This is a genomic window from Synechococcus sp. BIOS-E4-1, from assembly GCF_014279995.1.
GTDB lineage: Bacteria > Cyanobacteriota > Cyanobacteriia > PCC-6307 > Cyanobiaceae > Synechococcus_C.
Genome location: NZ_CP047935.1, coordinates 3,074,769 through 3,094,156 on the forward strand (window position 1 = coordinate 3,074,769; position 19,388 = coordinate 3,094,156).

The window sequence follows — 19,388 nt, forward strand, 5'->3', positions numbered from 1 at the left end:
AGGGCGTGCGGCGGCACGGAGGTGCTGACTGCTCCAGATTGACGCCTACCTGAGGAGAAAGGGGTTGTGGCCGATCACAGATTGCTGTGATCTCAATCACAGCAATCTGTGCAATTCAGCCGTTACCAGGGTGAACCAATCAGCTCAATGCCGGCCCAGAAGAACGGGTTCTGCACTCCAGCGGAGATCCTGCGACGCTGCGCAGGAGTGAGATCCGTGAGCAGCGGTGACTCATTGGGACCGATCACTTGATCACCCTCGAGGCGAATCAGGCCAGAGACAAACAGTTGACGGGTACGTTGCAGAGCTTCCGCCTTGGGCAGGCCCTGATCGAGCAAGCGATAGAACTGCACAAAGAATGCCGAAGTCACCACGTCATCGACATACCAGAGAGTACCCACCGCACTGCGGGCCCCAGCCTGCAACGCCAACCCGGCAAAACCGAGTTCACTCTCTTGATCGCCAAGAAGTGTGCGGCAAGCACTGAGCACCACCAGATCCAAGGGAGTCTCACCGCGCTTGCGGCGCAACTGGGCAAATTGGGACATCGACATTGGCCCAGTGCCGGTGTGCAGCACCGATTGGGCCGGCCCCCCGGGTCGAAAGTCTGCATGGGTGGCCACATGCACACGGGAATAGCGCTGGTCGGCTGCTCTGTTCAACAGGGCCTGAGGTGAAAACTCCTGGTTGAGATAACGATCGGCACCTATTGAGGCATCCAGCTGCTCGAGCTCCTGGGGCACGAGCGGTAGGGGTGCCAACCCATCAAATTCAGAAGCGCCAAGGGCGAGCTGGCCTGTAGACGTCGACTGGGCTGGAGTCAGCGGCGTGAGGGCCAGAGATGGCGTGAGTCCGAAGGCATAGTTCAAACCGAAGAAGGAGGTTCCATCGTTTAGGGCTGCGAAGGGGACAGCCTGTAAGCCCTGATCAGCAGCAATCAGCAGCGTCTTGATGTCCTGGCCCTGGAGCGCATCCTGGATCGGCTCCACCAGCAAGGCATGCAGCTGACGACTCGGCGAGGCTGGATCATCAACCGCCAAGGGCTCCTGGCGTGACAGCTGGCGATACAAAGCCTTGAGCAAGCCAGCGAAGCGCTCGCGATCCACCGTTAAGCGTCGAGCCTGAACTGAGGCTTTGGAACTGATCAGGGTCAGATCAAGAAAACTGTCCTGGGCGCTGTCAGACGGAGTCGAGGTGAAGCGGACCTGAAGCACCGCAGGACTGGTGCCGAAGCCTTGACGCTCGACCTGATCCAGCACGCCCTGCAAATCCTCAACAGTGGGTGTGGAGGGGAGGGCACTCTGAAGAGCTTGGTCCAAACCAAGCAACGATGCCGTACGGCTTGCGGCGGCCTGGTCAGACTGTTGCAACTGCGCGACCGCCTGTTCGGGAGCCATGGTCTGGGTGCTCTGAGCCATCACCGTGGTCTGAGGCACGACTGCTGTTGCAGTGGTCGAGGAATCGCTTCCAATGCCAAGATCAACCTGCAGACCTGCATCAAGGCTTTGCGGCTGGGCCGCGATCAGATCTGCCTGGCCGCTGACGGAGGTCTGCGAATCAGCATCGACAGTGGACCGTTGCTCAGCAGGAAGAAAGACAGGAACATCAGCCACCGCATTCTGCAACTCATCAGAGACAATGTCCGCATCGGACTCAGGCTGCGCATTGGTCGACTCCGATTCCGGGTTGGGTTCCGGTTCAGGTGTGGGTTCTGGCTCCGGTTCAGGGGTAGGTGCCGGGTCCGGTTCAGGACTGGGTTCCGGTTCAGGCGAGGGGTCTGGTTCCTGTTCAGGAGTGGGGTCAACACCTCCTCCTCCGCCAGCACTGCGGCCGGAACAGAGACTCGAGGAACCCGTACCGCTACAAGTGGCGGTGGTCGGCGAAGCAGACAACACATCAAGGGAACCGCCCTTAACCAAGGTGGCGCCGGTGTAGCTGATCGCCGCCGAGGCAGGAAAGCGGAGCGTCCCATCTCCCGCCTTGGTGAAAGTCCCTGTCCCGCTGATGGGGGCATCCCAGACCAGCGTGGAGCTCGTCCCAACGCTGATGCCACCACCACCAGCGCCTAATTCAAGGCTGGTGCCAGTCACCGTTTCGGTCTTGTCACGGCGAAGGAACGCACCGTTGTCCAAGAAGAGTGATGAGCCTGGAGGTATCACCGCTGGTGCTCCAGCCGGCTGATCCATCCAGAGCGTCCCGCCTGCAGTGGACTCCAGCCGCTCCACCATCAAGTCGTCCTTGAAACGGACAACACCTGATCCGGTCTGGCGGAAGTCACCGTAAGAGGGGGTGGGCTGACCGTCCTTGAGGTTGAACTTTCCCTCCACAACAAGGTCACCAGCACCCGCCAGCGTGAGATCGGAGTTGTAAGCCGACGTCGCGTCAATAACGGAGACAGCGTCGCCAGTACTGGGATCGAGCGTGAGGCTGTCCTGTCGCGCATCAACAAAGGCACTGCTTGCCAGTCTCAGGGAGCCTGTGACTGTGTTGTCCCCGGACCAGTTCGTCAGCGTGCCTCCCCTGAGCTCGATGTTCTCCGCGAGGCTGATGCCCCCAGCCAGTTGAAGGGTGGCGCCGGACTGGACCGTGGTGGGTGATGCGGTACCCGCTGCACCCAATGCATTGGCACCGTTCACGCGCAGGGTGCCCTGTTGCACATCTATGGGGCCCGACCACGTGCTGCTGTTGCCCGAAAGGATCAGCCCGCCGTTACCGGTTTTGGCAAGCAGACCTGAGCCGGTGAGCGTTGCGGCCAGCGCAGGGGAGTTGGAGTCTGAAGTGCCGACGTTGGTATCCCCGGTCGAAATGTTTAACGGTCCCTTGAGGTCCAGGGTGACCCCAGATGCAGCCTCCACGAACCCCACACCAGCCTGGAGAGAAAGACCACCTGATCCCGTCGTGATGTTGGAATTGAGCTGGATATATCCAGCGGCATCAAGGGCGAGATTTCCTGTGCTGTCTGAATAATTCAGTGGTGCATCTGATTCCCAGGTGATGTTTCCTCCCTCGGAAGGATCCGCTGATCCGGTGAGAATCCGCACATCTGTTGCGGTGCCGAGTGCGGTCTTGATGTCAGCAACATCCACACGTGAAGCGGACGCACTGGATTCAAACAACCTTCCTCCGCCTGAAGGATCCGTTTGTTCAGTGATCGTTCCAGCTGAATTGCCAATCGTGATGTTGTAAGGATCAAGCAACCATTCACCTGCTGATCCCTTCATCGCCGAGACATCTATGACTTCGGGTTGAGCACGCAAATAGGAACCTGATGTTTCAATCCGCCCTCCATCCCCAACAGCGGCCCCACCACGGGCCAGAAGCGCTCCCTCCGCAACCGTTCCACCGGAAGGATGATTGAGATCACTCCAGATCACCACCGTTCCGCCGGAACCGGCATTCGTCGATGAAGCATCCACCAGAGAGCCACGTTGCATCCAGGTTTGAGTTGCCTGGCGCACAGCGGGATCGCTGTTCTGCCAACTGCCACCGACCTGGACAACCCCTCCGTTCCCGGAGCCAGTCGCCAGCAATTCAGCTCCATCTCCAACGCGAATCAGATCTGCAGCAAGCGTGAGCGTGCCGCCATCTCCAGTGGGGTTGCTGACTGAAAGACGACTCTGATCAACATCAATACGCCCACCGGGAGCATCCACGAGCAGAGCCTCGTCGACATCGATGGAGATTCCATCCATGCGGATCCAGGGCCGTTTGTCTCCCAATTCCCCTGGCAGCAAGCCCAGAGCTCCAGGCAGAGGATCAGCTTGCAAGGCTGAAATGGCATGGTGCGGAGTGTTGAACACATCGAACACACCACCGGCAAAGCGCAGTTGGGCTGCCGTACTCAGCGTCAGCTGAGGGATCTGCTGAAAAGAGGCACCCGGCATCAACTGAATCCCCCCTGGAGAGAGCAGAAACAGATGCGATGGAGAAGTCAGTGAAACGCGTTTATTAATGAAGCTGCCGTCTGGTGCTGTGACTCCCAGCACCAGATTGCGAACGCCATCACTATTGATCGACACACCCTGAATCGCCCCGCGGGTATCGAATTCACTGAGCCGATGAAAGCGATTGCTGCCGCTGTCGATTCCACCATCGATCCGGCAGAGACCACTGTTGCAGCGACCGTTCGCTGAACCGTTGACCAGAGTCCCAAGTCCATCAGCTGAACGACTTGCGACATCCGCCTGAACAGGAGAAACAACGATCAGCGCAACCAGTGGACACAGCACCAGACCTCGCATGACGTGCTGCCTCCAGGGAAAACTTGCAACGAATTTGGTGCCTGGAAGCGAGGTTAGGCCAATTTTGTTCGTTCAACTTTAAAGTTCGCCAGATCTCACAGTTGCCAGATCAATGCTGCTTCTGCTGGCGCAACTGGTGTCTCCTCCCCTTCAACCAGGCCCCGCTCGCGTGCCCGACCCGGCACCGGTTCAGCAACTTGAACCGGAATCTCCCCAGACCAAACCGGACGTCGACGACCGACAGCTGACTCCCAACAACGATTCATTCACAGAGCCAGGAGTCTCGCCGTCCGAACCAGCTTCAGAAGACAACGGTGATATCTCCGTTGAAATCAAGGGCACAACGCCTTACAGCACATCAGAACTCCGGAAGCTGTTGCGCCGTTGCCAAGCCGACAACAGTGCACAGACACGTCTGAAACGCTGCGCTGAAACTCTCAGCGGACAATTGCAGCAGGACGGCTATGTGAATTCGCGGGTTTTCATCGATGAAGAGCCCGCACCAGCCCATCTCACTGTCGTGATGGGCCGGCTGGTGGAGCTACACGTCAACAGTGACGATCAGCAATTGCAGCAGAAGGTGCGCAAGCGCCTCGCAAGCCTCTTAAATCAGACCCTTCACCTGCCCAGTCTTCAACAACAGCTGCAACGACTCAAGCAGCAGTCTGTCGTCGGCAGCGTCTCAGGAAGCCTTGGGAAACTGGGAAGTGATCCGACTCAAGCCGTTCTAACTCTCACGGTCACCGCCGCCAGCCACCCCTGGAGAGGTGATCTGAGTGTTCGCAACGACGGCAATGCAGGCAGCGGTGAATGGCGAGCGCTCACTGTGCTGCAGAAACCAAAAGCTCTGATCGACGACGACTTCCTTCAGATCTACGGCGAACTGAATGCTGATGGTGATCCAGAACTGGGAGCATCGCTTGGCTCCATCAGCTACACACTGCCCTTGGGGGAATCGGTGAACATCACCGGATCCTTTGGCGCCAGTCGCCGCAATCTGGTTGAAGCCCGAGGTCCGGCCCATGGCCTCAGCTTCCGTCAGTACCAGGGGCTGGCGCAGCTGCAGTGGACCCTCAAAGATTCAGATCGTCAGCTCTGGTTCGCACAGGCTGGCCTGAGCGCCAACCGCAGCGACAGCTATCTGGATGGTCGCTCGGTTCCGCTGATCATCGGTGGCGGCCCGGACGGGCAGCTGAACACCGGCTACCTCCGACTTGCTATCGGACATGCGGGAAGCAACGACAACTTCGGATGGTCAGGACAGATGTACTGGCTGCAAGGACTTTCAGGCTTCAGCAGCGCAGAGCAACTGAAGGATCTGGCTTACTTCGGCATCAACCCCGACCAATCGCGAGCCCTAGGTGGCATCACCTCCCTGGGTTGGCGCATGGCGCCCAACCTTCAACTCAACTGGCGTGCCGCCGGGCAAGTGGCGTTCAACGAACTCACCAACGACATGGGTTTCTCACTGGGAAGCGATGTGGGGCTGAGAGGACTGCCAGGAACCCTGATCAGCGGAGACACCGGCTGGTTGAGCAGCGCTGAATTGAACTGGTCCTTCTGGCAAAACCAAAACAACACTCTCCAACTGGTGCCTTTCTTCGGCATGGGCGGGATTCAAACCAACCGCGACTCCTTGAGCTTCAACGACACGATTGGTACCGGCGGAGTCCTGCTGCGCTGGTTGCATGGACGCCATTGGTCAATCTCACTGGGCTGGACGGACCAGTTCGACGATGACGACAACATCGGGCTCTGGAACGACTGGCTGCTCGGCAGCGGTGTCTACGGCAAGCTGCGATATCGGTTCTGACCACTCAGCAAGGCTGTTTAAGACAGCAGACCACGCTTCTCCAAGGGCTTGAGATCAACAAGAGACAATCGCCCGTTGTCCTCAATCACCGTGCCGCGTTGACGCAACTTGCTCAGTGTGCGCGAGGCAGTCTCCCTGGCCAGACCTGCAATCAACGCAATTTCCAGCTGAGCGAGAGGTGGTATCTGAGCCTGGAGATCGTCGTCGGCCGAGCTCTTGCGGGCCAGATAAGCAAGGGCACCAAGAAGCCTGGTCGTCGCATCCGCGGTCTGGAGTGCAAAGCGGCGATTCAGGTCACGCAAGCGGTTCGCCTCCAGTTGTGCGAGGGCGAGCGCAAAGCCAGGCTGTTGATTCAACAGTGCTGCAAAGGGTGGAATCCGCAGCTTCACCAGACGCAGATTGGTCAGAGCAACCACATCAGCAGACCGGGTGTCTCCATCGAAAACCGCCATCTCTCCAAAGACATCACCAGCTCCCAACAGCGACATCACGACCTCATCACCATCGGTGGTGTAGGTGCGCACTTTGGCCAAACCATCGCAAAGCAAAAACAGAGACTCCCCCCAGTCCTGCTCCATCACAATGATCTGATCCGCTTCATGCACCAGCTCACGCTGTCGGTCAAGAATCCTGTCAAGCAATTCATCGTCAAGACTCTTGAAAAGAGCGATAGCCCGCAGATCGTCGCGACTGATCATCGGCAGCGAAGTCAAACTGAACGTGAGTCTCGATCCAGGGCAGCATGATCGCCATGGGAAAGACTCTGAATCCATAGCACGTCAAAGGTCTGGGTTAACGAACGCCTTGGATATCCACCCAATCTTCAGACCATGACTGAACATCGCAAAGGCCGCAAACTGTGCGGACCTGCCCAGTATCAATGCAAATCAAACTCGGAGAACGACTGCAAAGCCTGAAGCTGCTGGCCGGCTTGGTCGCCTTCCTCAAAAATCCGGGCTCTCTAGACAGCGTCCTTGCCATCGGAGCGAACGTCAAAGACAGTCCGATGGCCAAGCAGATGGCCCGCCATCTGCTGGAGAATCCCGACTTCGCAAATTAGTCAAGGATGGTTGGCGTCCGCAGCCGATCGACTTATCGGCACTGCAGAGCCTTCCGGAAGGCACACTCGGGCGTTGTTACGCCGATCAACTGATCAGCCTCGGCATCACTCCTGACAAGCTGCTCGACCCTTCACCCATCAACAATGAGCGTGACTACATCGTGCACCGCCTCAAGGAAACCCACGACATCGCGCATGTGCTGAGCGGATTTGGAATCGATGGCGTCAGTGAACTGGGCCTGCAGGGATTCAATCTCGCCCAGAACCGATCCCCTCTGGCGGTGATGCTGATCTTCGGAGGCATGCTCAAGGCACTGCAGAAGGATGAACCTCTGGCTCCGATGCTGCGCGCACTGGCGAAGGGCTTCCAGATGGGACTGGATGCCGAGCTTGTGATCGCCCGCAAACTGGAGGAGGGCTGGGATCGTCCCCTCAATGAGTGGCGCAACGAATTGAGGCTTCCCGAAGCCATCACCGGCTGATCCATCCATCCACGCAAGCATTCTCCCGCGATTGGATGTATCACGGAAAGAACAGCCGTGAAGCCATGTGGGGAGATGAACCTCAACTACAGGCCTTCAGAGAACGACTGAGGCTCCTGCTGGTCGCGCACCAACAGGAGCTCAACCCTGAGAAGCTGATCGCAAACGAAGGAGACGTGCTGTTCCATCAAGGCGACTCCGTGGAGACATTGATGTTGCTGACCCAGGGCCGTGTCGCGGTTGATGTCCATCACGGCGATCAGATCCACACTCTGGCCGAAGTGGAGGCCGTGGAATTACTTGGCGAAGTTGGATTCTTCGCCAATGGCAGGCACTACGCCGATTTCCGTGTGGTGGGGGGACCTGCAGAACTGCTGGCCATTCCAGGCCAGGCACTGCTACAAGCCATGTTGTTTGATACTGACCTCGTCGTGGAGATGCTGTCACTGGTCAGTGAACGCTGCCGCCGCGGCAATCAGGTCATCGCCATGCTGCTGAACGGGATCGAAGCCGTACACGACGATGCAAAGGACCACCTCAAACAAACCACAACAGAGTTGGGTGGTGTCAACTTCTGCATTGCCAAGGCCAGTCGACAACTGCAGTACATCCATCAACAACTGAAGAACTGACAAAGCGACTGATCAGTCCTAGACGAGGCTCAGTCAAAACAACCCAATGACGTCGATCACCCCGAACGTTTGGCTTCCTGTAGGACTGGATGTCACGCGTGACGGCTACCAGGGGCGTCTTGGGGTTTCATACAAAACAGGGCAAACGCTGGCAGCCGGAGCAACCAATGGCCTGGCCGTACTGCCAGACCCGCAAAGCGGAAACACGCTGATTTACGCCGGAAGTGTGAACGGCGGTGTGTATGTCCGTGAGGTCGACCTCGCCGGTAATCCACTGGAATCGGACACCACCTGGCGATGGGTGTCGATGCCAGGCAGTGGCTATGAAGGCTCGCAATCCATTGGCCACCTTGCGATCTCCCCTGATGGACGTTATCTCGCCGTTGGACGCGGCGACACCTCCAACTACAAAGGATTATCCACCCCTGGAGCGGGTCTACAGGTGGGTGAAATCCTGCCCGGCGGGGACATTCGCTGGATCCCGATGGATGCAGACTTGCTGAACAGACTTGATCAGAAGCTGGTGAGTGGTTTGCAGTGGAGCGGCCACAACCTGATTACAAACTTCAAAAGCGACCCCACTAGTCGAAAGGGACCCTTTAACGCCAGTCTGAGCATTAACTCAACATTGTTGAAGGGCGATGATCTCCAGCAAGAAATACACAACTCATTCCACCTACAAAATGATCAAAGAACACCCAGTGATTTTCGCTTGGGCGCTGTTGAGCTGGATGGTGATGAACTTTTCATGCGCAGTCGATCCTGGGGTTTCAGCATGGAAGGGACTAACTTCTCTCCCGACCAGGGAGCGGATCTGCAACTCAGTCACAACGGCATTGAGTGGATCAATCTTCAAGGTGACGAAGCGCTCGTAGCCGATCTTCTAGAAAACAGAGATCAAAAAGGATTTCACCAACTTCAACGTCTAGCCATCCACCCGAATCCAGTAAACGGAAATGTTATTGCATTTTTGGGCTCTTCAAAATCAGGACAAATCAGCCGGATTGATCGCTTAGAGATCGACCCAAAGACCTTTCAACTATTAGACTATCGTTACGAGGAATTTAACGGCAATGAAATTGGAACCAGCCAAGCAACAAAAAACTTTTCACTACAATCAAATCCCTATAATCCCAATGGAACAAGAGTCGTCTCCGGCGGCAATCATTTTGCAAATTCAAGCTTTGCTCCATCACTGAACTACGCAGGCGGCCTCTTACAGGTCGACTTTGAGACCGAATCCAACCAACAAAACTGGATACCACTTTACGGACCTCGCCTTGAGGACCTGGAGGACGATGCTGCCAACGCCCAGTTCGTTCCCGATAAAGGGCAGCCCCACGCCGACAGCCGCAGCGTGGTCTTCATTGACCAAGATGGCAAACAATTTGCCATTCAAACGGATGATGGCGGAGTCTGGGCACTACAGATGCCCACATCGAATCAATCACAAACCGATCCGGACTTTTGGTGGCGCAGCTTGGCAGCCCCGGGGCTCAATACTTTTGAAGTCATGATGAGCGACTGGGATCCGGTAAGTAACACCGTGATTTCTTCCTTTCAGGACAACGCCGCTTCCTTCGGACAATTTGATGACAAACACTTCACAAACTACTGGTACGGGGATGGAGAGATTGCCATCGCTCGCAACAACACTCAGACCAACCTACAGGATGTCTTTTTATCGGCCCAACAATACTATATTAGCAACGAGGGAGGAGGCTCAATCGTGAGGTTTAGCCTCAACGAGGCCGGCGATATTGCTCAGTACAATGAGACACATTTTGAGCTTGAATCCAAAGACGGCTCGCAACCAACAATTCCTTGGATACAAGTCGGCGAAACGGCAGACATGGGATTTATTTTACCTTTTGAAGCAAATCCATACGATCCTGATAGCATTGTTATGGCAGGTGGAAAAAATATTTACGAAACAACCAACATCAACGCAAATACTTGGACGTTCAAAAAATTACTTCCAGATCTCGAAACCACAAGAGAACAGGCTTACTATTCTACTGCGGTGGACAATCAAGGTTCACTCTATATAGCTGCATCAATCGTTAATACCGAAAATATACCGCAGCTTGCCCCCATTGCGCCAACAAAAATCTTCGGACGTTCGAAGCAACAGGATTCAAACGAAAAAGAGCTGCAAGAGATTTATAAAACTGACATAGGGGTGTCAATCACTGACATAGCCCACAAACCAGCTTCCAACCCTGAATCTGACGATACTGTTTATTGGTTAGAAGGCGGTAGGTCTCTTCGGTTTTCACGTATAGGACCCAGTCAAGGCCAGTCTTTACGTTGGAAATCTGGTGCAAGCGGAACAGTTAATAACATGAGTTTGAGTGATCTAGGGATTAAACTATCTGAATATGACCAAGTCGGACTTCAGTCTGTTGTATTCATTCCAGGCAATGAGTTACGAGCGGACCAATTGGTAATTGGCGGCCTCCAAGGCCATTGGATCACAGAACTCGACCCTACGAGCGGAAAACCAGGCACATTTCAAGCCATGCCATGGCAGCTGAGCGAGCGCACAACCAGCACGAGCAGCGTCATCAGCCCAGGAGCACACGTCAGCATGACGAAATACATACCAGAAGACGACCTACTCATCGCAGGCACCATTGGCAAAGGAAGCTGGATTTACAGCTTCTCAGGAGAGTTAGGCAAACCACCAACAGCAAACCAAGCTCTCACCACAAGTGAGGTCGGTCTGCAACTTTTTGGCTCAGCCAGGACTGACAAGCGAGGAAATCTAAAAAGCCACTCTCTCGTTTTGCAGGCAGACCGAAACCAAATCAAGAGTTCCGATGCATCAGTAAATCTTAATCTCATTCTGCATGATGTCGATCAATGGCGACGCTATCTGAAGCGACTCAGCGACTACGAAGCAGAAATACGGAAGTTCAAGGATGACCTCTCAGAGGAGTCGCTAGCGCGCTTCAACAACCTTTCTCCAGCATCCTGGCAATTAGAACAATTCACCAACTTATTATCTGAAAGCTATCAATCAAAGTCAGATGATAGCAATCCTGACAGCATCTCGATTCCCCTCACATTCCCTCAAGACATCTCACAGCAAATTCTTACAATTACTGCCAACGACTATCTAAATCTACAACCAGATGCAACTTTAGAATATAGCCTTGAAACAGCTGACGGCTCAGCAGTCAGCACCAACACCATCAATCTCAACGGCGGCTCAGACTCGGTATATTTGAATGAGATCGATCTCAATCAAATCCTCAAAGAAAGCAGAACCATTGCACGTGGGCTGTCTGAAAATAGCGATTACAAATTGGTTGCACTTGATACTGTCAACCAGTTGATTTACAAGCCGCTGACGATTCACGGAGCGAAGTTCCTAGAAACAACAACAGCCGGAATCCTGAATCGGTACCGCTCTGCCAATGACCAACTGGCCGGCATGCCCAGCCGTGGCCTGCAGATGGATCTCAGGTTGCAGAACACTGCCTTGCCAAGCATCGGCATCGGCTTCGAACTCGATGTATTACGCGATCAACCCGCTCCGGGAGACCCACAAGAAATCCTGACGATTCTCGACGAAGACCAGCTCGATTCCTGGCAGTGGTACGACCTCAATTACGACCCCCTGAGTCGCGAAGGAGCACGGCTCTACGACCTCGATCACGATGGCCATGCCGACTGGGTCTATCTCGCCATGCGCGACAACCAGGCCACCGATGCCGACCCCGCATCCAGCAGCATCCGTCTTGAGCAGGCCATCGCTGCAGACATGTCCAAGATCTTTGCAGGACAGGGCCTTGGAGACATCGATCTAACCCCAATATTCAGTGCCGGCGACAAGAAGGAGGCCGTACAGGTCACGACCAGAGCTCGCCGCGATGGGGTTCTGCAAAACACGGACATCCCCCTGCAATTGAGCGCTTCACTCCAAAGCCAGGCGAACAACGTCAACAGCTTCGGGATGGTGATCTTCAACGATGGTGAGCCAACCGATCTTGCATCTCTCAGTGACCTCGAGGAGCTGCAACAACGCTCCCAGATCCTGTTCTCCAACCTCAAGCTGGGTGATCAAACCCTGCTAAAAAATGATGATTTCAGGCAACAGCTCTCACTGGTCGACTACCAGCAAGTGCGGTTCTTTGAAGTCGAGGGAGCCGATCTCAGCGAATTGAACGATCTGGATGACCCACGCCTGAAGTTTCTAGAGCCGAAGCTCTTGGATGACAGCACAGCAAGAATTCAATCCAGCAGTGGACTCATCGTCGACCTGGAGCTCAGCCACAGCACTGGTGACCTGGATGCATTGATCGGCCAGCAGCAAACCATCGCTCCCCTGCTTGATTTCACAGGCTTGAACCGAGACATGATCGTTGACGCATCAATTGAAGTGAGCAGGGAGGCCGCTTTTTCCTCACAGGTCAGCTTCTATCGCGTACTCGACACAAACGGTGCCGTTCTTGATCCGCTCAGCGGCCAGATCCTGCAACCAGGAGACGACGGCTACCAAGCTGCCGCTCTTCATGAGGCGAATACCGTGACAGCACTCGAAGATCTCACGACTGAGAATGGCATCACCAGCACAAGCGAAGCGATTCTTCAGGAACAATCACTGCTTGCACCGGTCTTACGACTAACAAATCATCAGCTTGCGGAAGTGGTTGACTATTTCGCATTCGCGGATGCCAATCCCAACGGCACCAATCACATCCGGATGCTGGGAAGCAATCTGATCGGCTTCGAAGGACTGGATAACAACAACCGAGACTTCAATGATCTAATCGTGAGCCTGAATTTCAGCCTTAACAATCAAGTCTGACAACTGGAGCGAAAAGAGCTCAAGCCAATGCCTCTGCGAGCTCCTGCCTGGCCGCGTCCAAAGCGCCATCGAGAGCCGCACCATCCCGACCTCCGGCCTGAGCCAGATTCGGGCGGCCACCGCCGCCGCCGCCGCAGCGCTTGGCAATCGCGCCGATGAACTTGCCCGCTTGCTGTCCGTTGGCCACCACAGCTTTGCCGAAGGCTGCCACCAGAATCACCTTGCCCTGATCGGCAGGGTCCGGCAGGCCACCGATCACCACTGCTGCACCCTCACCCAGTTGATCGCTCAGGTTCTGGGCAGCACCTTGCAGACCGCTTCCATCCACACCATCAAGACGCTCAACCAGCAGCTGAAACTCACCGACCGCAACCGCCTTGGAGGCCAGAGCCGCTGATTTGGCCACCGCCAACTCCGCCTGAACAGATTGAAGAGCTTTACTCGTGGTCTTCAGCTCGTCCTGGAGTGCACTCACGCGCTCCACAATCTCGCCGGGCTGTGCCTTGAAGCGCTCTCCCAGCTGCTTCACCACAGCGTCGCGTTCGTTGAGGTAAGCGAGCACCGCAGGGCCCGCCACGGCTTCAATGCGTCGGATGCCAGCCGCCACTCCGCTTTCGCTGACAATCTTGAACAGACCGATCTCAGCGGTGTTGGCCACATGGGTGCCACCGCAGAGTTCCATCGACACACCAGGCACGTCGACGACACGCACCACATCGGCATATTTCTCACCGAACATGGCCACCGCTCCGGCTGCCTTGGCCTGATCAATCGCCATTTCCTGAACCTGAAGCTCATGGGCATCAGCGATCCAGCTGTTGATCAGAACCTCAATACGCTCCAGTTCATCCGAGCTCACAGCCCTCGGGCAATGGAAGTCGAAACGCAAGCGATCGAAGTTCACCAGTGATCCGGCCTGACCGATGCCTGAATCCACCACCTGTTTCAACGCCGATTGCAACAGATGGGTGGCGGTGTGATTGGCCTGGGCACGGCGTCGGCAGCTGCGATCCACACGACCCTGCACCACATCGCCGACCGCGAGTATTCCCCGCTCAACCCTGCCGCTGTGCACGAAAACGCTGCGGTTTCGACTCACGGATTCCACGCTGACAATCAGGCCGTCGCCGTCATGACCTTCACCTGCCAGCGTGCCGCGATCCCCCACCTGGCCACCACCCTCGCCATAGAAGGGAGTGGTATCAAGCACCACCTGCACGGAATCACCGGCAACGGCTTGTTGGGCGGGGTCCCCATTCACCACAAGAGCCTGCACACTGCTGCTTTGCTCCAGCTGCTCGTAACCACGAAAATCGGTTCCATCGATCCCTGAGGCCACCTGATCAATGGCGTCCTGGAGTGTGAGGTCGATGCTCACGGCAGCAGCTTTGGCACGCTGACGCTGTTGCTCCATCGCCACTTCAAAACCGGCCAGATCAACGGTGAGACCATGCTCTTCGGCAATTTCCTGCGTGAGCTCCAGCGGAAATCCATAGGTGTCATAGAGCTCGAAGGCCTGGGCACCGCTGATCTGCCTCGGCTGAGCGGCCAGCACATCCGCCAGCAGTTTCTCTCCCCGTTCCAAGGTCTCCAGGAATCGGGCTTCCTCACGTTGCAGCTCCGCCAGGATCACTTCCTTGCGCTCCACCAACTGAGGATGCACCGCCTGCATCAGCGCAATGGCCGCCTCACCCATGGTCTTGAGAAACGGCTTGTCGATCCCCAGCAGACGGCCATGGCGGACCACGCGACGCAGCAACCGGCGCAGGATGTAGCCGCGGCCCAGATTGCTGGCCGTGACGCCATCGCTGATTAACTGCGTCACAGCGCGGCTGTGGTCGCCGATCACCTTGAGCGAGGTCTTGCCCTTGTCGTCGAGCTGGTGGTAGTCGACACCAGCCAGATCGGCTGCCGATTCAATCAGCGGAAAAATCAGATCGGTTTCGTAATTATTAGGAACCTTCTGCAGGATCTGAGCCATACGCTCCAGACCCATCCCCGTATCGATGTTGCGATTCGCCAGCGGTGTGAGTGTGCCCTCCGCATCACGATTCGACTGCATGAACACCAGGTTGTAAAACTCGATGAAACGGTCGTCGTCTTCAAGGTCGATTCCTTCATCGCCGAGTTCGGGCTTGAAGTCGTAATAAATCTCCGAGCAAGGACCACAGGGTCCTGTTGGGCCTGAGGCCCAGAAGTTATCGGCTTCATCCATGCGGATGATGCGCTTCGGATTGACGCCGACAACATCACGCCAGATCTGCTCGGCTTCATCGTCTTCCCGGAAGACGCTGACCACCAGATTCTTGGGATCCAAGCCGTAGATGACGGTGCTCAACTCCCAGGCCCACTCAATCGCCTGCTGCTTGAAGTAATCCCCAAAAGAGAAGTTGCCCAGCATCTCGAAGAAGGTGTGGTGCCGGGCAGTGCGACCCACGTTCTCGATGTCGTTGGTGCGAATGCACTTCTGACTGCTGGTCGCACAGGGGGCAGGCCGTTGCTGCTGACCGAGAAAGATCGGCTTGAACGGCAACATTCCCGCGATCGTGAGCAGAACCGTGGGATCCTCAGGCACGAGTGAGGCACTGGCCATACGCCTGTGACCACGCTGCTCATAGAAAGCCAGGAACGCTTCGCGGATCTCCGCACCGGTGCGGGGAGCAGCTGCCTCGTTTCGCGACGATCGTGCAACAGCCATGGCGGGTTCGGGCTTGAACAGCAGGTCCTGCAGCCATGATCGCCTTTGAGCTGCCACCGACGTTGGCCGACAGCACCTCCGAGCAGAGTCGCGCAGTGTTGAGGCTGCGCTCCCTGAGCTGGGCCCTGGTCGCCGGATTGGCGGCGGGGCTGCTCAGCCTGTCCTTCGGGGTTGATCAGGCGGTTCGATCCACAGGCTGCGGCCTGTTTTACGGACTACTGGCCTTCCACCTTGAGCGTGTGGATCCGGAGGACTCCCACCTGCAGGCTGGACTGGTGGGAGCCGTCTGCGGAATACGCAGTTTGGGAATGTGCCTGCCACCCCCTTGGGCAGATGCTGATTCCCTGGCATCATTAATGCAGGATCTCGTTATGGGGTGGTTGCCGTTGATCGGCTGCTCGCTCCTGCTTCACGGAACCCAACGCATGTTGTCTGCGTCGCGGCCATGAGCCTGCTGCACGCCACCTGGCTTCCGGCCATTCGTACCCCCAGCAGCTCCGGTCGAGCTGCTCTGCTCGTGTGGGCTGACACCTGGCGTGTGGCAGAGCCGATGGGACCGGGCGCGACCCCCGCGATTCACCCCTTCACCCTCAGCACCGAGGATCTGCGCGCCTGGCTCACGGAACGCGACATGCTGCCCGGCGGAATCATCGATGCAACGGCCTGCCTCACCCTGCCAAGTCGCAGCGTTAAACCGAAACGCAAGCGCTCAGCGACGGCAGAGGCATCCTCCGAGGACGACCCACCGTGGTGCGGTCTGCCACTGCAGGCCGGGGAACCCATTCCCAAAACCACCGAATGGTGGCCCTGGCAGGTGCAGGGGTTGGCCATCGAACCCATGGCCGCCACTGAATGGCTGGCCAAGCTGCCTCTTTCAGGTCGTCATCCGGATCTGGCGGATGAGCTGCGCTGGTGGAGCCACATGCAGCGCTGGGCCCTGAGCCTGGTGGCGCGAGGCCGCTGGCTACCCCAGGTGGAGCTGAGCAAGGGCGAGGGCTACCCCCACCGAGCTCGCTGGGTGCCGCTGCTCAATCGCGAGGAAGACCGGCGCCGGCTCGAGGACCTGGCGGCGGGACTACCCCTGGTTGCCACCTGCGCCCTGCCCTGGCGCGAACCGACAGGCCGACGCAGCAACCGCATGACCAGGCTGCGACCTGAAGCGATGCGAGCCGCCAATCCCGTGGCCTGCTGTCGACCCCGCAGCGGCCGGCTGCGCGTGGCCACCCTGCTGGAGGATCTGCTGGATGCGCAACTGCGCAAAGGCTTCGACCCTGCTCAGGAAGGCCTTGACCCACTGCTCTGCGCCTGGGAAGACGCTCTCAGTTCTGAAACCGGCGTCATCAATCTCAATGATGAAGAGGCCGAGCGTCTGGCCACCGCCAGCCACCACTGGCGAGAGGGTGTGGCAGGCAATGTTGCTCCAGCACGAGCTTGCCTCGAACTGGCCACGCCGGCGGAGGGTGAAGATCTCTGGCCCTTGCGCTTCTTCCTGCAGGCCGAGTCGGATCCCACACTGAAGCTGCCGGCGAGTGCGGCCTGGGCTGCAGGCCCCCGGGGTCTTCAGCTGGGAGAGATTCCCGTGGAGCATCCGAGCGAAGTGCTCCTGGAAGGCATGGGCCGGGCCTTGACGGTGTTCGCACCGATCGAGCGAGGCCTCGAGAGCGCAACACCGGAAGCGATGCAGCTCACCCCTGCCGAAGCCTTCGTGCTCGTGCGCACTGCAGCACGCCAGCTTCGCGATGTGGGTGTTGGCGTCGATCTACCACCCAGCCTTTCAGGCGGACTGGCCAGCCGACTGGGACTGGCGATCAAGGCGGAACTGCCCGAGCGTTCCCGAGGCTTCACCCTGGGTGAGAGCCTCGACTGGAGCTGGGAGCTGATGATCGGTGGCGTCACGCTCACCCTGCGCGAATTGGAACGCCTGAGTGGCAAACGCAGCCCGCTGGTGCGTCACAAGGGAGCCTGGATTGAACTGCGCCCCAATGACCTCAAGAACGCTGAACGCTTCTGCAGCGCCAATCCTGAGCTCAGTCTGGATGACGCCCTGCGGCTGACTGCAACCGAGGGCGACACGCTGATGCGTCTTCCCGTGCACGCCTTCGATGCCGGCCCCCGGCTTCAGGCGGTCCTTGAGCAGTACCACCAGCAGAAATCACCCGATCCACTGCCGGCACCTGAAGGATTCTGTGGACAATTGCGGCCGTATCAGGAACGTGGGCTGGGCTGGCTCGCCTTCCTGCACCGTTTTGACCAGGGTGCCTGTCTGGCCGATGACATGGGACTGGGCAAAACGATCCAGCTGCTGGCCTTCCTGCAACACCTCAAGGTGGAACAGGAACTGAAGAAGCCCGTGCTGCTGGTGGCACCCACATCGGTGCTGACCAACTGGAAACGGGAGGCCGCAGCTTTCACGCCTGAGCTCAACGTGCATGAGCACTACGGCCCCAGACGGCCCACGACTCTGGCCGCTCTCAGAAAGGCTTTAAAGGATGTCGACCTCGTGCTCACCAGTTACGGACTGGTGCAGCGGGACATCGATCTGCTGGAGAGCTTCGACTGGCAGGGAACAGTAATCGATGAAGCTCAGGCCATCAAGAACCCCTCGGCCAAGCAGAGCCAGGCCACACGCGATCTGGCCCGCACTCGCAAGGGCACCCGCTTTCGCATCGCCCTCACCGGCACGCCCGTGGAGAACAGGGTGAGTGAATTGTGGGCACTGATGGATTTCCTCAACCCAAGGGTTCTGGGCGAGGAGGAATTCTTCCGCCAGCGCTATCGAATGCCGATCGAACGCTATGGCGACATGTCGTCTTTGCGTGACCTCAAATCGCGTGTGGGACCGTTCATCCTGAGGCGTTTGAAGACCGACAAGGCAATCATCTCTGATCTGCCCGAGAAGGTGGAACTGAGCGAATGGGTTGGTCTGAGCAAGGAACAGAAGTCGCTCTATGCCAAGACCGTCGAGGACACCCTCGACGCCATCGCCCGCGCTCCGAGGGGTAAACGCCATGGACAGGTGTTGGGACTGCTGACCCGCCTGAAACAGATCTGCAACCATCCCGCCCTTGCTCTCAAGGAGAAGGAGGCAAGCGAGGATTTCTTACAGCGTTCCGCGAAGCTGCAAAGGCTCGAACAGATTCTCGAAGAAGTGATCGAGGCCGGCGACCGCGCTCTGCTGTTCACCCAGTTCGCGGAATGGGGAACGTTGCTGAGGGAATATCTGCAACGCCGCTGGCGCAGCGAGGTGCCCTTCCTCAGCGGTAGCACCAGCAAGACTGAGCGGCAGGCCATGGTCGATCGCTTTCAGGAAGATCCCCGCGGACCACAGCTGTTCCTGCTCTCACTCAAGGCCGGTGGCGTGGGCCTCAATCTCACCCGTGCCAGCCATGTGTTCCACATCGATCGCTGGTGGAACCCGGCGGTGGAGAACCAAGCCACAGACAGGGCTTATCGCATTGGACAAAACAACCGCGTGATGGTGCACAAGTTCATCACCAGCGGTTCAGTGGAAGAGAAAATTGACCGGATGATCCGCGAGAAGTCCAGACTGGCGGAAGACATCGTGGGCTCCGGCGAGGAATGGCTCGGAGGACTCGAAATGGGCCAGCTCAAGGAGTTGGTGAGCCTGGAAGACAATCCCTCCTGA

Annotated in this window: 10 protein-coding genes; 7 read left to right on the forward strand and 3 right to left on the reverse strand. The window is 57.3% G+C overall.

From position 1 onward, the window contains the following. Positions 1-122: 122 nt before the first annotated feature. Positions 123-4,241, reverse strand: coding sequence for a CHAT domain-containing protein (locus SynBIOSE41_RS16790; protein WP_186539021.1), 4,119 nt, complete (start codon positions 4,239-4,241; stop codon positions 123-125). A gap of 112 nt (positions 4,242-4,353) precedes the next feature. Here SynBIOSE41_RS16790 and SynBIOSE41_RS16795 point away from each other — a divergent pair, with 112 nt between their 5' ends. Continuing rightward, positions 4,354-6,054 (forward strand): ShlB/FhaC/HecB family hemolysin secretion/activation protein, encoded by a 1,701-nt coding sequence (locus SynBIOSE41_RS16795; RefSeq protein WP_186539022.1) that lies wholly within the window; start codon positions 4,354-4,356, stop codon positions 6,052-6,054. Between the two features lie 17 nt (positions 6,055-6,071). On the opposite strand, the gene SynBIOSE41_RS16800 is transcribed toward SynBIOSE41_RS16795, so the two are convergent. Then, complete coding sequence (locus SynBIOSE41_RS16800) at positions 6,072-6,752, reverse strand: Crp/Fnr family transcriptional regulator (protein ID WP_186539023.1); 681 nt, start codon at positions 6,750-6,752, stop codon at positions 6,072-6,074. A 182-nt stretch (positions 6,753-6,934) separates the two neighbouring features. On the opposite strand from SynBIOSE41_RS16800, the gene SynBIOSE41_RS18445 reads away from it, so the two are divergent. The 4 genes from SynBIOSE41_RS18445 to SynBIOSE41_RS16815 are packed head-to-tail and all read left to right on the forward strand — an operon-like array spanning position 6,935 to position 13,044. Next, positions 6,935-7,114, forward strand: a complete 180-nt coding sequence (locus SynBIOSE41_RS18445; protein WP_370594153.1) for a hypothetical protein — start codon at positions 6,935-6,937, stop codon at positions 7,112-7,114. Positions 7,115-7,155: 41 nt separating this feature from the next. After that, complete coding sequence (locus tag SynBIOSE41_RS16805) at positions 7,156-7,596, forward strand: Coq4 family protein (RefSeq protein ID WP_370594246.1); 441 nt, start codon at positions 7,156-7,158, stop codon at positions 7,594-7,596. Then, positions 7,554-8,228: a cyclic nucleotide-binding domain-containing protein gene (locus tag SynBIOSE41_RS16810; protein ID WP_255475852.1), complete on the forward strand. Its 675-nt coding sequence runs from the start codon at positions 7,554-7,556 to the stop codon at positions 8,226-8,228. Before SynBIOSE41_RS16805 ends, SynBIOSE41_RS16810 begins: the two co-directional genes overlap by 43 nt. Before the next feature lie 46 nt (positions 8,229-8,274). Next, positions 8,275-13,044: a DUF4114 domain-containing protein gene (locus tag SynBIOSE41_RS16815; protein WP_186539024.1), complete on the forward strand. Its 4,770-nt coding sequence runs from the start codon at positions 8,275-8,277 to the stop codon at positions 13,042-13,044. A gap of 19 nt (positions 13,045-13,063) precedes the next feature. Here the strand turns inward: SynBIOSE41_RS16815 and alaS are convergent, their stop codons facing one another. Continuing rightward, positions 13,064-15,742, reverse strand: a complete 2,679-nt coding sequence (alaS, locus tag SynBIOSE41_RS16820; protein WP_186539025.1) for an alanine--tRNA ligase — start codon at positions 15,740-15,742, stop codon at positions 13,064-13,066. 35 nt (positions 15,743-15,777) lie between these two features. Here alaS and SynBIOSE41_RS16825 point away from each other — a divergent pair, with 35 nt between their 5' ends. Next, positions 15,778-16,191 (forward strand): hypothetical protein, encoded by a 414-nt coding sequence (locus SynBIOSE41_RS16825; protein ID WP_186539026.1) that lies wholly within the window; start codon positions 15,778-15,780, stop codon positions 16,189-16,191. Next, entirely contained in the window at positions 16,188-19,388 is a 3,201-nt protein-coding gene (locus SynBIOSE41_RS16830; protein WP_186539027.1) for a DEAD/DEAH box helicase, read from the forward strand. The genes SynBIOSE41_RS16825 and SynBIOSE41_RS16830 overlap by 4 nt, the downstream gene beginning before the upstream one ends.